The 15,111-nt window shown below is 61.6% G+C and carries 11 protein-coding genes; 3 read left to right on the forward strand and 8 right to left on the reverse strand.

The genetic code is table 11. The features are described from left to right. Positions 1–129: 129 nt before the first annotated feature. The 7 genes from phaC to HU773_RS02725 form a co-directional block, all read right to left on the reverse strand. A complete protein-coding gene (gene phaC, locus HU773_RS02695; protein ID WP_057958071.1) occupies positions 130–1,809 on the reverse strand; it encodes a class II poly(R)-hydroxyalkanoic acid synthase in 1,680 nt (559 codons plus the stop codon). 250 nt (positions 1,810–2,059) lie between these two features. Next, a complete protein-coding gene (locus tag HU773_RS02700) occupies positions 2,060–2,437 on the reverse strand; it encodes a gamma-butyrobetaine hydroxylase family protein (protein ID WP_057437225.1) in 378 nt (125 codons plus the stop codon). Between the two features lie 162 nt (positions 2,438–2,599). After that, on the reverse strand, positions 2,600–3,937 hold the full coding sequence (hslU, locus tag HU773_RS02705; protein ID WP_057437226.1) for an ATP-dependent protease ATPase subunit HslU: 1,338 nt from the start codon (positions 3,935–3,937) through the stop codon (positions 2,600–2,602). 38 nt (positions 3,938–3,975) lie between these two features. Then, positions 3,976–4,506 carry an ATP-dependent protease subunit HslV gene (hslV, locus tag HU773_RS02710; RefSeq protein ID WP_017738857.1) on the reverse strand — a complete coding sequence of 177 codons (531 nt, stop codon included), beginning with the start codon at positions 4,504–4,506 and terminating at the stop codon, positions 3,976–3,978. 255 nt (positions 4,507–4,761) lie between these two features. Next, complete coding sequence (locus HU773_RS02715; protein WP_029296044.1) at positions 4,762–5,463, reverse strand: SPOR domain-containing protein; 702 nt, start codon at positions 5,461–5,463, stop codon at positions 4,762–4,764. 1 nt (position 5,464) lies between these two features. Then, a complete protein-coding gene (gene argS / locus HU773_RS02720) occupies positions 5,465–7,201 on the reverse strand; it encodes an arginine--tRNA ligase (RefSeq protein ID WP_057958086.1) in 1,737 nt (578 codons plus the stop codon). 180 nt (positions 7,202–7,381) lie between these two features. Further along, positions 7,382–9,601: a primosomal protein N' gene (locus tag HU773_RS02725; RefSeq protein WP_057437227.1), complete on the reverse strand. Its 2,220-nt coding sequence runs from the start codon at positions 9,599–9,601 to the stop codon at positions 7,382–7,384. Between the two features lie 202 nt (positions 9,602–9,803). On the opposite strand from HU773_RS02725, the gene rpmE reads away from it, so the two are divergent. The 3 genes from rpmE (at position 9,804) to HU773_RS02740 (ending at position 12,306) form a co-directional block, all read left to right on the forward strand. Next, positions 9,804–10,034, forward strand: coding sequence for a 50S ribosomal protein L31 (gene rpmE, locus HU773_RS02730; RefSeq protein ID WP_029296053.1), 231 nt, complete (start codon positions 9,804–9,806; stop codon positions 10,032–10,034). Positions 10,035–10,048: 14 nt separating this feature from the next. Beyond that, a complete protein-coding gene (locus tag HU773_RS02735) occupies positions 10,049–10,855 on the forward strand; it encodes a thermonuclease family protein (protein ID WP_169959923.1) in 807 nt (268 codons plus the stop codon). Positions 10,856–11,037: 182 nt separating this feature from the next. Beyond that, on the forward strand, positions 11,038–12,306 hold the full coding sequence (locus HU773_RS02740) for a malic enzyme-like NAD(P)-binding protein (RefSeq protein WP_057958076.1): 1,269 nt from the start codon (positions 11,038–11,040) through the stop codon (positions 12,304–12,306). Positions 12,307–12,455: 149 nt separating this feature from the next. Here the strand turns inward: HU773_RS02740 and HU773_RS02745 are convergent, their stop codons facing one another. After that, positions 12,456–14,897: a penicillin-binding protein 1A gene (locus HU773_RS02745; RefSeq protein ID WP_370694598.1), complete on the reverse strand. Its 2,442-nt coding sequence runs from the start codon at positions 14,895–14,897 to the stop codon at positions 12,456–12,458. Between the last annotated feature and the right edge of the window lie 214 nt (positions 14,898–15,111).

Consider the following 15,111-nt stretch of genomic DNA (forward strand, 5'->3'; position numbering starts at 1 on the left):
GTCAATGTGGGAGCTGGCTTGCCTGCGATAGCGGCGGGTCAGTCAGTACATGTGTTGGCTGACCCACCGTTATCGCAGGCAAGCCAGCTCCCACATTTGATCTCATTGCAATCACACAAAAGTGTGGCCTTAGCGCTCGTGAACGTATGTCCCTGGTGCAGCCTCCGCCGCCGCGTAGGCTTTATTGCCTAGGTTCGCAGGCGACTTCTTCAATTTGCCCGAACGCTCCCCTAGCCAGCCCTGCCAGTGCAGCCACCACGAGTCGGTATGCTTGGTGGCGTTTTCCTGCCAGTCCAATGCCTTCTCGCCCATGCTCTCGCTGGTCTGGTAACGCGCCTTGGGGTTGCCGGGGGGGTTGAGGATGCTCTGGATATGCCCGCTGCTGGACAGCACGAACTCGACCTTGCCGCCAAACAGTTGCGCCGACTTGTAGCAGGACTGCCACGGCGTGATGTGGTCGTTGGTGCCCGCCAGCGAGTAGATGTCGGCCGTCACCTGCTTGAGGTCAATCGGGGTGCCGCACACTTCCAGGGCATTGGCCCGTATCAGCGGGTTGTTCTTGAACAGTTCGATCAGGTCGCCGTGGAAGGCCGCCGGCAAGCGCGTGGTGTCGTTGTTCCAGAACAGGATGTCGAACACCGGTGGCTCATTGCCCAACAGGTAGTTGTTGACCCAGTAGTTCCAGATCAGGTCATTGGGGCGCATCCAGGCGAACACCTTGGCCATGTCCCGGCCTTCCAGCACGCCGGCCTGGTAGGAGTGGCGCTTGGCCGCCTCCAGGGTCTGCTCATCGACGAACAGGGCTACCTGGGTGTCGAGGGTGGTGTCCAGCACACTGACCAGCAAGGTCAGGGCGTTGACCTTCTTCTCGCCCAGCGCCGCATAGTGGCCCAGCAGCGCGGTGCAGGTGATGCCGCCCGAGCAGGCGCCGAGCATGTTGATGTCTTTGCTGCCGGTAATCGCCGTGACCACGTCGACCGCCTCTTTCAGCGCTTCGATATAGGTCGACAGGCCCCATTCGCGCTGGGCCTTGGTGGGGTTGCGCCAACTGACGATAAAGGTCTGCTGGTTATTGCGCAGGCAGAAACGCGCCAGGCTCTTGTCCGGGCTCAGGTCGAACACATAAAACTTGTTGATCTGCGGCGGCACCACCAGCAGTGGGCGCTCGTACACCTGCTCGGTGATCGGCTTGTACTGGATCAGCTCCAGCACGTCATTGCGAAACACTACCGCGCCTTCGCTGGTGCCCAGGCTCTTGCCCACTTCAAAGGCGCCCATATTCACCTGGCTCGGCATGCCGCCGTTATGCACCAGGTCCTTGGCCAGGTGCGAGAGGCCATCGAGCAGGCTCTTGCCGCCGGTTTCAAAGAAGCGTTTGACCGCTGCCGGGTTGGCGGCGCTGTTGGTGGGGGCCATGGCTTCGGTCATGAGATTGATGACGAAGTGCCCACGGCTGATGTCCTGCTCCGACAGGTTGCTGTCGCCGATCCAGTCGTGTAGTTCCTTGCGCCACGCCAGGTAGGTTTGCAGGTAGCGCTTATAGAGCGGGTTCTGGCTCCAGGCCGGGTCGTTGAAACGACGGTCATCGCTTTCAGGGGCAAGCTCGGACTTGCCGAACACCACGTTTTTCAATTCGACGCCAAAGTGGGCGACGTGCTTGACGCTGTGCAGGGGTTGCTTGATGGCCTGGGTCAGCACCATGCGCGCAGAAGCCAGTAAATCCTTTTTCCGTAATGCGATGATCGGGTTCAGCCCCAGGGTGTTTTCCGAGGCCTGGCGTTTCAAGTCATCGTTATTCTTGTTACTCATCCACGACGCTCCATTGTCCGAAAGACGAGTACCGGGTACCGCTGTGCACCCAATTATCGAGGCACAACACAAGCCTGGTACTGCTGCTCGGGTGACCGTTGATACCGCATCGTAAAATGCAGGGAACTTGCCAACTCCATTGGTTACCCGAGTTTTATTTAATGCGCAAGCGGACCAATCTTTGGTCACACCACAGGGCATTCAAGCAGATGAAATTAGAAAATGCCCACTAATGAGCAAGAGGCTTGATTTAGAGCATCAGCTTGACGACGGACTGGCTCGGGTCGCGGGTTTTTCCGGCCGCCTTGAGCTCGGCAAGATAATCGGCCCACAGCGCGTCCTGACGTACGGCGAGTTGGTAGAGGTAGTCCCAGGTGAACAGTCCGCTGTCATGACCGTCGTCGAAGGTCAATTTCAGTGCGTACTGCCCGGCAGGTTCGATCTTGGTCAGGCCGACATTCAGCTTGCCGAATTGCAGGATCGGTTTGCCGTGGCCCTGGACCTCGGCGGAAGGCGAGTGCACCCGCAGCAGTTCGGCGCTCAGGTGATAGACCTCGTCGGGACCGTAGGTCAGCGAGAGGGTCTTGGAGGCTTTGTGCAGATTGATGGCGGTGGGCATTTTAGACATTGGGGGAACCGCTCGTGGATGATCCTGAAGGAACCGGCTTTAAAATGTGGGAGCGGGCTTGCTCGCGAATGCGGTGGGTCAGTCACAGTTGCATAAACTGACCCACCGCATTCGCGAGCAAGCCCGCTCCCACATTAAAGCAGAGCGGTTCCTGCGTAAGCCTTACAGGATATAACGAGACAGGTCTTCGTTCTGCGCCAACTCGCCCAGGTGGCTGTTGACGTAGTCGGCGTCGATCCTGATCGCCACGCCATTCTGCGCGCCCGCCATGTCGCCGGCGCTGAAGGATACTTCCTCCAGCAGGCGCTCAAGCAGGGTGTGCAGGCGACGGGCACCGATATTCTCGGTCTTCTCGTTGACCTGCCAGGCAATTTCCGCCAAACGCTTGATACCGTCTGGCAGGAACTCGATCCCCAGGCCTTCGGTTTTCAGCAGCTCGCGGTATTGCTCGGTCAGCGAAGCGTGTGGCTCGCTGAGGATGCGTTCGAAGTCGCCCGGGGTCAGCGCCTTGAGTTCCACGCGAATCGGCAGGCGGCCTTGCAGCTCCGGCACCAGGTCGCTTGGCTTGCTCAGGTGGAACGCGCCGGATGCGATAAACAGGATATGGTCAGTCTTGACCATGCCCAGCTTGGTATTCACCGTGCAGCCTTCGATCAGCGGCAGCAGGTCGCGCTGTACGCCTTCGCGGGAGACATCAACGCCGCCGGAATTGCCGCGCTTGGCCACCTTGTCGATCTCGTCGATAAACACGATGCCGTGCTGCTCGACGGCTTCCAGGGCCTTGGCCTTGAGTTCTTCCTCGTTGACCAGGCGCCCGGCTTCTTCGTCACGCACCAGCTTGAGCGCGTCCTTGACCTTGAGCTTGCGGCTTTTCTTCTTGCCCTTGCCCATGTTGGCGAACAGGTTCTGCAACTGGCTGGTCATTTCTTCCATGCCAGGCGGCGCCGAGATATCGACGCCAGCGCTTTCGGCGACTTCGATCTCGATTTCCTTGTCGTCCAACTGGCCTTCACGCAGGCGCTTGCGGAACAGCTGGCGCGTGTTGGAATCGGAGGCAGGAGCGGCGTCTTCATTGAAGCCCGCGCGTGCCGGTGGCAGCAGGGCGTCGAGGATGCGCTCTTCGGCAGCGTCTTCGGCGCGATGGCTGACCTTGGTCATTTCCTGTTCGCGCAACAACTTCAGGGCGGCGTCGGCCAGATCACGGATGATCGACTCGACGTCACGGCCCACGTAGCCGACTTCGGTGAACTTGGTGGCTTCGACCTTGATGAACGGTGCGTTGGCCAGCTTGGCCAGGCGCCGGGCGATTTCGGTCTTGCCGACACCGGTCGGGCCGATCATCAGGATGTTCTTGGGGGTTACTTCAACGCGCAATTCTTCGGGCAGTTGCATCCGGCGCCAGCGGTTACGCAGGGCGATGGCAACGGCGCGCTTGGCATCGTCCTGGCCGATGATATGGCGATTGAGTTCATGGACGATTTCGCGGGGAGTCATGGACATAGTGGTGTGTGGTCCTCAAGCAGGAAAAAGCCGACGGCTTATTCCGCGAGGTCCTGCTCCTCAATGGTCAGGTTGTGGTTGGTGAACACGCAGATATCGCCGGCGATACCCAAGGCGGTCTCGACGATTTCCCGGGCCGACAGGTCGGTTTTTTTCAGCAAGGCACTGGCTGCGGCCTGGGCATAGCCCCCACCGGAACCCATGGCGATCAGGCCGTTTTCGGGCTCAACCACGTCACCGTTGCCGGTGATGATCAGGGACGCGTCTTTGTTGGCGACGGCGAGCATGGCTTCGAGGCGGCTGAGGGAGCGGTCGGTGCGCCACTCCTTGGCCAGTTCGACGGCGGCACGCACCAGATGGCCCTGGTGTTTTTCCAGTTGGCCTTCAAAACGCTCGAACAGGGTAAAGGCGTCAGCGGTGGCCCCTGCAAAACCGGCAAGGACCTGGCCGTGGTACAGGCGACGCACTTTTTTCGCGTTGCCTTTCATCACGGTATTGCCAAGGGAAACCTGGCCGTCGCCGCCCATGACGACTTTGCCGTGGCGACGAACTGAAACGATGGTGGTCAAGGGGAGAGTCTCCACGCTGCGGGGCGAAAATGCCCTGATGGAACTCATATGGGGGTGGCGGGGGAGATTTCAACCGTAGGAAGGGTGCGCGGACGAGTGGTGTCTAGCGCACTGGCACAGGCTCGAGAGCCCTATAAAACCAATGTGGGAACTGGCTTGCCTGCGATAGCGGTGCACTCGTCACTGAAAATATTGACTGATGCACCGTCATCGCCGGCAAGCCAGCTCCCACAGTTGATCCGTGTTGGCTGTGGCTCAGCGGCTCTGGCGTTGTTGTAACAACAGGTTGCTAAAGCCCGCGCCCGCCAGTTGTTTCTGCGCCACGGTCAGCTGTTCACGGTTGCTGAACGGCCCCACCAGCACGCGATACCAGGTCGCTTCCTTCACCGTTCCGGATTCCACCGTTACCGTCTGCCCCAGCAGGATAATCTGCGCCCGCACCCGGTCCGCATCCGCCTGCTTGGGGAACGAGCCCGCTTGCAGGAAGAACTTGGTCACCGGCGCCGCCTTGGTGGTGGCGACCGGTGGTGCCGGTGGCGGGGTAATCCCGGCCAGTGCGGCCTGGGCCCGTGCGGTGTCGATCTTCGCCGCTTCTGCCGGGGTCACCGGGGTGGTCGGTACTTGCGGGGTCGGCAGGGTTTTCTCCGGCACGGCGTCTTGCGGAACGATCACTTCCGATTCCGGCAGCAACGTGTAGAAGTCGTACTTCGGCTTCACCGGCGCGGTCGGGCTCGGCGGTGTCTTGTTCGCTTCGGCGATCTTGCTGGCCTTCTGCTGCTCCTGCTTGACCCGCTTCACGTCTTCGCCCTGGCCCGGCTCCAGCTTCATCAGGAACACGATAAACGCACCGACCGACAGGCCGATGGCCAGCCACATCCAGCCCGGGATCGGTTGTTTTGCCGGTGCCTGGTAGCGGCTGGCGCCGCGCTTGGGTGCAGGTTTTTTCTTGGCTGCCAACTTACATACGCTCCAGAGTTTCCAGGCCCAACAGTTCCAGGCCTTGCTTGAGGGTCCGTCCAGCCAGTGCGGCGAGGCGCAGGCGGCTTTGCTTTTGCGTTTCGTCGTCGGCGCTCAGGATCGGGCAGTTCTCGTAGAAGCTGGAGAACAACCCGGCGACTTCATACAGGTAGGTGCACAGAATGTGTGGCGTACCTTTCTCGCCCACGCTGTTGAGCACTTCGCCGAACTGCGCCAGTTTGGCCGCCAGTTCCTGCTCGTGGGGCGCGTCCAGCACGATCTGCCCTTCGACTTCGCTGAAATCCTTGCCCAGCTTGCGGAACACGCCCGCCACACGGGTGTAGGCATACAGCAGGTACGGCGCGGTGTTGCCTTCAAAGTTGAGCATCAGCTCGAAGTTGAAGCTGTAGTCGCTGGTGCGGTGCTTGGACAGGTCGGCGTATTTCACCGCGCCAATACCCACTACCTTGGCGATATTGCGCAGGTCGGCTTCGGCCAGTTCCGGGTTCTTTTCCTTCACCAGGTTGTAGGCACGCTCCTGGGCTTCGTTCAGCAGGTCGATCAGCTTCACGGTGCCGCCGTCGCGGGTCTTGAACGGGCGGCCGTCGGCGCCGTTCATGGTGCCGAAGCCCATGTGCTCCATGTGCATCGGGTGGGTGACGAAACCGGCGCGGCGCGCCACTTCGAACACTTGCTGGAAGTGCAGGGACTGGCGCTGGTCGACGAAGTATAGCGCGCGATCGGCTTTCAGCACGCCGCTGCGGTAGCGCACGGCCGCCAGGTCGGTGGTGGCGTACAGATAGCCGCCGTCGGCCTTGACGATGATCACTGGCAGCGGCTCGCCGTCGGCGGTCTTGAATTCTTCGAGGAACACGCACTGGGCGCCGTTGCTCTCAACCAGCAGACCCTTGGCCTTGAGGTCGTTGACCACGTTGATCAGGTCGTCGTTGTAGGCACTTTCGCCCATCACGTCGGCCATGGTCAGTTTGACGTTCAGCAGTTCGTAGATTTTCTGGCAGTGGGACAGGGAAATATCGCGGAAACGTGCCCACAGCTCCAGGCACTCCGGGTCGCCTGCCTGCAGCTTGACCACCAGGCCACGGGCGCGGTTGGCGAACTCTTCGGATTCGTCAAAGCGCTTTTTGGCGGCGCGGTAGAAGTTTTCCAGGTCCGACAGCTCGTTGCTGGTGATGGGGTTTTCTTGCAGGTATGCCATCAGCATGCCGAACTGGGTACCCCAGTCGCCTACGTGGTTCTGGCGGATCACGGTGTCGCCGAGAAACTCCAGGACCCGCGCCACGCCGTCGCCAATGATGGTCGAGCGCAGGTGGCCGACGTGCATCTCTTTGGCCAGGTTGGGGGCCGACAGGTCGATGGCCACGCGCTGCAGCGGGCCGGCCTTGCGCACGCCGATCTTGGCGTCGGCCAGGGCTGCGTCCAGGCGCGAAGCCAGGGCCTGGGTGTTCTGGAAAATATTGATAAAACCGGGGCCGGCGATTTCGGCCTTGCTGACCTGCGGATCAGATGGCAGTGCGGCAATGATTTTTTCCGCGAGGTCGCGCGGTTTCATGCCCGCGGGCTTGGCCAGCATCATCGCGATGTTGCTGGCGAAGTCGCCGTGGGTCTTGTCTCGAGAGTTTTCCACCTGGATCGCCGGCGTCAGGCCTTCAGGCAACACACCTTCGTTGACGAGTTGGGTGAGGGCTTGTTGGATCAACTGGCGAATTGTGTCTTTCATGGTGTTCTCTTTCGACCGCATGCGGCGGCGCGCGATGCGCAGGTGGAAAAACTGGACATTATCCGGTGCGAGGGCGGGCTTGCCAACCATCAAGGTCGGTTACTGGACCTGCGGGCCTCATCGCGGGCAAGCCCACCGTTCAAAATGTAGGCTGGCTTGCCGGCGATAGCGATTTACCTATCAGTACAAATCCACCGGATCGACATCCAACGACCATCGCACCTGTCGCCCGCTGGGCATTTGCTCCAGAGCAAGCAACCAGCTACTTAATAGCCGATGCAGCGGCGCGCGGGCGGTGGCTTGCAACAGGAGCTGTGCGCGATAACGCCCGGCGCGGCGCTCCATCGGTGCAGGCACAGGGCCCAGCAACTCGATGCCGCTCAGACCCAGCTCGCCGAGCAAACGTTCAGCCGCGCTGCACGCTTCATCCAGGAAACCTTCGGCCTGCCCCGGTTTATGGGCCTCGGCGCGCAACAGCGCGAGGTGCGCAAAGGGGGGCAAACCGGCGGAGCGGCGCTCGCTCAAGGCCTGCTCGGCGAAGGCGAAGTAGCCTTGTTCTGTCAGTTGAATCAGCAATGGGTGGTCGGCCAGGTGGGTCTGGATGATCACCTTGCCAGGCTCTTCGGCACGCCCGGCGCGGCCTGCGACCTGCACGATCAGCTGCGCCATGCGTTCGCTGGCGCGAAAGTCCCCGGAGAACAGGCCGCCATCGGCATCCAGGATCGAGACCAGGGTCACGCGGGGGAAGTGATGACCTTTGGCAAGCATCTGCGTACCCACCAGGATGCACGGCTGGCCTTTCTGGATCGTGGCGAACAGCTGGTTCATTGCATCCTTGCGCGACGTACTGTCGCGGTCCACCCGCAGTACCGGGAAGTCCGGGAACAGAATCCCCAGGCGCTCCTCGGCGCGCTCGGTGCCAGCGCCTACCGGCCGCAGGTCGACTTTGCCGCATTGCGGGCAGTGGCGTGGCACTCGCTCCACATGGCCGCAATGGTGGCAGCGCAACTCGCCGGAGCGCTGGTGCACCGTCATGCGCGCATCGCAGCGGTTGCACTCGGACATCCAGCCGCAGTCATGGCACAGCAGGGTCGGCGCAAAGCCCCGGCGGTTGAGGAACACCAGCACTTGCTGGCCGGCCGCCAGGGTCTGGCCAATGGCTTGTTGCATCGGCCCGGAAATACCGCTGTCCAGTGGCCGGCTTTTCACATCCAGGCGCAGGAAGCGCGGTTGCTTGGCGCCGCCCGCGCGCTCGTTGAGGCGCAGCAGGCCGTAGCGCCCGGTGTAGGCGTTGTGCAGGCTTTCCAGGGAGGGGGTGGCCGAGCCAAGCACAATCGGGATGTTTTCCTGGCGCGCACGCACCAGGGCCAGGTCGCGGGCGTGGTAGCGCAGGCCTTCCTGCTGCTTATAAGAGCCGTCGTGTTCTTCGTCGATGATGATCAGGCCGGGGTTTTTCATCGGCGTGAACAGCGCCGAGCGGGTGCCGATAATAATGTCGGCCTCGCCGTCCCGGGCGGCGAGCCAGGATTCCAGGCGTTCGCGGTCGTTGACGGCCGAGTGCACCAGGGCGATCCGTGCATTGAACCGTTGCTCGAAGCGCGCCAGGGTCTGGGGGCCGAGGTTGATCTCGGGGATCAGCACCAGTGCCTGCTTGCCGGCTTCCAGGGTTTCGCGGATCAGTTGCAAATAGACTTCGGTCTTGCCGCTGCCGGTGACACCGGCCAGCAGGAACGCGTGAAAGCTGTCGGCACCGGCACTGATGGCCTCAAAGGCCGCGCGTTGTTCCGGGTTCAGCGGCAATTCCGGTTGGGCCAGCCAGTGTTCATGGCGTTCGCCGGGGGCGTGGCGGCGGATTTCCACTTGCACCAGCTCCTTGGCCAGCAGCAGGTCGAGGCTGTCCTTGCTCAACATCAGCTTGCTCAGCAACTGGTGAGCAACGCCATGGGGATGCTGCGCCAGGGTGGCCAGGGCCTCACGCTGGCGCGGGGCGCGGGCGATGCGTGGGTCGTCCAGGCGCGCGCCGGGGGCCATCGACCAGAAACGCTCCTGGCGGGCCTCGGCCAACTCGCCCTGGCGCAACAGCACCGGCAAGGCCCAGCTCAAGGTATCGCCCAGGCTGTGCTGGTAATACTGGGAGGTCCACAGGCACAGCTTGAACAGCGACGCCGGCAGCGGTGGCGTGGCATCGAGGATGGCCAGGGCCGGCTTGAGCTTTTCTGCCGGCACTTCGCTGTGGTCCGCCACCTCGATCAGAATCCCGATCATCTCCCTTCGGCCAAACGGCACGCGCACGCGCATCCCCGGCTGCAACTGCGACCGCACGACACCCGCAGGCGCCCGATAATCGAACAGACGGCGCAGGGGCGAGGGCAGGGCGAGGCGCAAAATGGCGTCGGGCACGCGGGAGGTTCTCATATGGCAGGCGGTGGAGAAGGGCGCGAGCCTAGCAGACCCGCAGGGGAGTGTCCTGCCACAGTTTCTGATGAAAGGGGGCATGGCGGCGCTTGCGCGTTTAAAAAGCTCTGGTAGAATCCGCGGCCTAATTACGTGCGGTATTCGACAATAGTGTCGAGTGGCGGCACGCTAGCCTGAGGAAGACACCATGAAAGCCGATATCCATCCAGCGTACGAAACCATCCAAGTTACTTGCAGCTGCGGCAACAAGTTCGAAACCCGTTCGAACCTGTGCAAGCCACTGGGCACTGACGTATGCAACGAGTGCCACCCGTTCTACACCGGTAAGCAGAAGACTCTGGATACTGGCGGCCGTGTACAGCGCTTCGCCGACCGTTTCGGTGCTTTCGGCAAGAAAGCTCCAGCTGCTGCAGAGTAAGGTTCGAAAGCCTGATGGGCTTTTACCTGCTTATGAAGAAGGCGTCCCTTGCGGGCGCCTTTTTTGTGCCTGCGATCTGGCTGTCGACCGCCCAGGCCGAGGTGTTTTGCCCTGCGCCTGCGGCGGTCAGCACCTTCGAGGTACAGCGCGTGGTGGATGGCGACACCGTCCGTCTCAAGGACGGGCGCAGTGTGCGCATGATCGGCGTCAATGCGCCTGAGACCGGCAAGAAAGGCCGCCCGGACGAGCCGTTCGCCGTGGCTGCGCGCCAACGCCTGCAAGGCTTGGTGGATGCCAGCGACGGTCGGGTCGGGGTCGTGCCGGGTCGCGAGGGCAAGGACCGTTATGGGCGAACCCTGGCCCATCTGTATGGGGCCAACGGCGCGAATCTGGAGGCCCAACTGCTCGCCGAGGGGCTCGGGTTCCTGGTGGCGGTGGCCCCCAATGTTGACCTGGTTGCCTGCCAGCAAGCTGCCGAGCGCAGTGCGCGCGCAGCCAGGTTGGGCCTGTGGCGTCAGTCGCCTGTGCAAAAAGCCGGGCAAATCCAGCAGTCGGGCTTCGCCGTAGTCAGCGGTCGCGTGAGCAAGGTCGAACGCAATCGCGGCGGGATCTGGATCGAACTGCAGGACTCCTTGGTATTACGGGTTGCACCCAATCTGGTCGGGCAATTCGACAATGCCCTGCTCAAGCGCCTGCAAGGCCAGGATATCGAGGCCCGTGGCTGGGTGTTGGATCGCTCGCGGCGTGGCGGCCTGAAAAGTGGCCAGGCGCGCTGGCTGCTCCCCTTGACCGATCCCGGCATGCTGCAATTGGCACAATAAGAAAAATTGTAGACATTTTTTCTGTCGATTGTGAACAGTTGTAGGCCTTGTATCCCGTGGCTCTTGGCCGAAAGTCGTAGGGCAGGGCCCTTGACACCGGTGACTACCCAGTCTTGTAGGGACTTTGCGAGGCGAGTATCCTCGGCGGTCCGTCGTCCAACAGTAAAAAGCGGAATGCCGATATGTCTGATTTGAAAACTGCCGCTCTCGAATATCATGCCCATCCTCGTCCAGGAAAGCTGAGTGTCGAGCTCACCAAAGCCACTGCTACCGCACGCGACCTGTCGCTGGCGTACAGCCCCGGTGTAGCCGAGCCCGTGCGTGAAATCGCCCGCGATCCTGAACTGGCCTACAAATACACCGGCAAGGGCAATCTGGTTGCAGTGATTTCTGATGGCACCGCGATTCTCGGCCTGGGTAACCTCGGCCCATTGGCTTCCAAGCCAGTGATGGAAGGCAAGGGCGTACTGTTCAAGCGCTTTGCCGGCATCGACGTATTCGACATCGAAGTCGACTCCGAAAGCCCGCAAGCCTTCATCGACACCGTCAAGCGCATCTCCATCACCTTTGGTGGCATCAACCTGGAAGACATCAAGGCACCTGAGTGCTTCGAGATCGAAAAGGCCCTGATCGAACAGTGCGACATCCCGGTATTCCACGATGATCAGCACGGCACCGCGATCGTTACTGCGGCCGGCATGATCAACGCCCTGGAAATCGCTGGCAAAACCCTGTCCGACGCGAAAATCGTCTGCCTGGGCGCTGGTGCAGCGGCTATCTCCTGCATGAAGCTGATCGTGAGCATGGGCGCGCGCCTTGAAAACATCTACATGGTCGACAGCAAGGGCGTGATCCAGTCCGAGCGTACCGACCTGAACCAGTACAAGGCGATGTTTGCCCACCCGTCCTCCAAGCGCACCCTGGCTGACGCACTGGATGGTGCTGACGTGTTCGTTGGCCTGTCCGGCCCGAACCTGCTGAGCGCTGAAGGCCTGAAGTCCATGGCGGCCAACCCGATCGTGTTCGCCTGCTCGAACCCTGATCCGGAAATCGCCCCGGAACTGGCACACGCCACCCGTAACGACGTGATCATGGCCACTGGCCGTTCGGACTACCCGAACCAGGTCAACAACGTACTGGGCTTCCCATTCATCTTCCGTGGCGCCCTGGACGTTCGCGCCAAGCGCATCAACGAAGAGATGAAAGTGGCTGCCGCCAACGCCCTGCGTGAACTGGCCAAGCTGCCAGTGCCTCAGGACGTATGTGACGCCTACGGTGGCGCCAAGCTGGAATTCGGCCGTGAGTACATCATTCCAAAACCAATGGATAAGCGCCTGATCACCGTGATCTCCGATGCCGTGGCCAAGGCCGCCATCGAGACAGGTGTGGCAACCCTGCCGTATCCGAAGAACTACCCGCTGCAAAGCGTGGATGATGTGTTCAACGGCTAAGCCGTTGTAGCGCACCAACAAAAAGCCCCGGCTCTTGCGAGTCGGGGCTTTTTTTGTGGCTGCAAAACGGGGGAGTGTGCACCGTCCAATGTGGGAGCGGGCAAGCCCGCTCCCACACAAACCCGCTCCTACAGTTGGATCTGTGTTTATCAGAACAAGTCGATCGGCGCAGATTCATCCGCCGGCAACGGGCTGCCCGGTGCCACGCCATTGCCCAGTTCATTCATCGACGGCGGCGTGTCTTCGCTCTTGAATAGTTCAAAGTACGCATTTGGCGTGCCCGGTGCGGCGGCGCGGCCGCTGATCGGGTCGATGCGCAGGCTGAGGATGCCTTCCGGCTCGGCCTGGGTGTGGGCCGGCTTGTCCTTGAGGGCGCCGCCCATGTAGCTCATCCAGATCGGCAGGGCGACGGTGCCGCCGTATTCGCGGCGACCGAGGCTTTCTGGCTGGTCGTAGCCGGTCCAGACGGTGGTGATGTAGTCGGCGTTATAACCGGAGAACCAGGCGTCCTTGGATTCGTTGGTGGTACCGGTCTTGCCCGCCAGGTCCGTACGGCCCAGGGCCAGGGCGCGGCGGCCGGTGCCGCGCTTGATCACGTCCTGCAACATGCTGGTGAGAATATAGGTGGTGCGGCCATCGACAATCCGCTCCGCCACCGCTGGTGCGGCTGGAGCCGGCGTGGCATCAGTGGGTGCAGCACCGGGTGTCGGTTCGATGGTGATACCGCTGTTGGCCGGTGCAGCCAGGCCATCGCTGGCGGCGACGCCGTTGGGCACGCTCGGTGGGTTGGCGACAAACAGTGTGTCGCCGTTGCGGCTTTCGATCTTGTCGATCAGGTACGGCGTGACTTTGTAGCCGCCGTTGGCAAACACACTCCAGCCGGTGGCGATCTCCATTGGCGTGAGGGTCGCGGTGCCCAGGGCCAGGGACAGGTTTGGCGGCAGGTCCTGCTTGTTGAAGCCGAAGCGGGTCATGTAGTCGATGGTCTTGCCCACGCCCATCGCCTGCAGCAAGCGGATCGACACCAGGTTGCGCGACTTGTACAGCGCCTCGCGCACGCGGATCGGACCGAGGAAGGTATTGGTATCGTTCTTCGGACGCCAGACCTTGTCCAGGTACTCGTCGACAAACACGATAGGCGCGTCGTTGACCAGGCTGGCGGCGGTATAGCCGTTATCCAGTGCGGCACTGTAGACAAACGGTTTGAAGCTGGAGCCCGGCTGGCGCTTGGCCTGGGTGGCGCGGTTGTAGTTGCTCTGCTCGAAGGCGAAGCCACCGACCAGGGCGCGGATCGCACCGTTCTGCGGGTCCAGGGAGACCAGGGCGCCCTGGGCGACCGGGACCTGGCTGAATTTCAGGCTGTCGTCCTTCTGGCGCTGCACGCGGATCAGGTCGCCGACCTGGGCCACATCAGATGGCTGCTTGGGCATCGGCCCCATGCTGTTGGTGTTCAGGAAAGGGCGGGCCCACTTCATGCTGTCCCACGCCACATGTTCTTCGCCGCTGCGGGTCAGGACCTGCACGCCATCTTTTTTAACCTGGGTGACGATGGCCGGATCCAGGCCGCTGATGGAGCGCTGCTTGCCCAGTTCAACCGTCCAGGCGCTCAGGGTCTTGCCTGGCAGGCGCGATTCCGGCCCACGGTAGCCGTGGCGCTGGTCATAGGCGATCAGGCCCTCATGCACCGCGTGGTTGGCGATTTCCTGCAAGTTGCTCGGAATGGTCGTGGTGACACGGAAACCTTCGGTGTAGGCATCGCTGCCATAGCGGCCGACCATTTCGGCGCGGGCCATTTCGGCGATATACGGCGCGCTGACCTCGGGCGTCGGCACGTGGTAGCTGGCATTCAACGGCTCGGCCACTGCGCTTTCATAGGCGCTCTGGTCGATCTTGCCCAGCTTGTACATGCGCCCCAGGATCCAGTCGCGACGCTCCTTGCTGCGGGCCGGGTTGGCCAGCGGGTTAAAGCGTGACGGTGCCTTGGGCAGGCCGGCAATCATTGCCATTTGTGCCAGGCTGGCATCACGAATCGACTTGCCGTAGTACACCTGGGACGCTGCCTCGATCCCATAGGCCCGATTGCCCAGGTAGATCTTGTTGACGTACAGCTCAAGGATTTCGTCCTTGGTCAGTTGGCGTTCGATCTGCAGCGCCAGGAGGATTTCCGTGGCTTTGCGCGAGAAGCTGCGCTCGCTGGTGAGGAAGAAGTTCTTCGCCACCTGCATGGTGATGGTGCTGCCGCCCGATTGAATGTGTCCGCTTTTTACCAGCTGCGTGGCTGCACGCACCAGGCTGCTGGGGTCCACGCCATAGTGGTTGGCAAAATTATCGTCTTCGGCCGATAACAGGGCATTGATGAAATTGGGTGGAATGTCGGCGAAACGGATCGGGGTGCGGCGCATTTCGCCGAACTCCGCGATCAGTTTTTCATCGCTGCTGTAGACCCGCAAAGGAATCTGCAACTGGATACTTCTCAGGGCCTCTACCGAGGGCAATCCCGGACTAAGGTAGAGATAGGCGCCGCTGAACACGAGCAGCAGCCCGCAAACGATAGCGACGAAGGAGTACCCGAAAAACTTCAGCAGACGAATCAAGGCTTTTGGATTTCCAGAGAAAAGAATGGGTTAGGTGTCGGGATAGGCATGACTAAGGATGTATCGACCCGACCTGCAGATAAAAAGCGGGAAAAAACGCTGGGCATTAAAGCATTTTTCGCCTCGGGGCGTCATGGGCGCCGCTCAACCGAGCCGACCGAATGCATCAAGCCCGGAACTGACCAGCCCTGAGACAGGCAAAGCTTTAGGG

The sequence above is a fragment of the Pseudomonas shahriarae genome, from assembly GCF_014268455.2.
GTDB lineage: Bacteria > Pseudomonadota > Gammaproteobacteria > Pseudomonadales > Pseudomonadaceae > Aquipseudomonas > Aquipseudomonas shahriarae.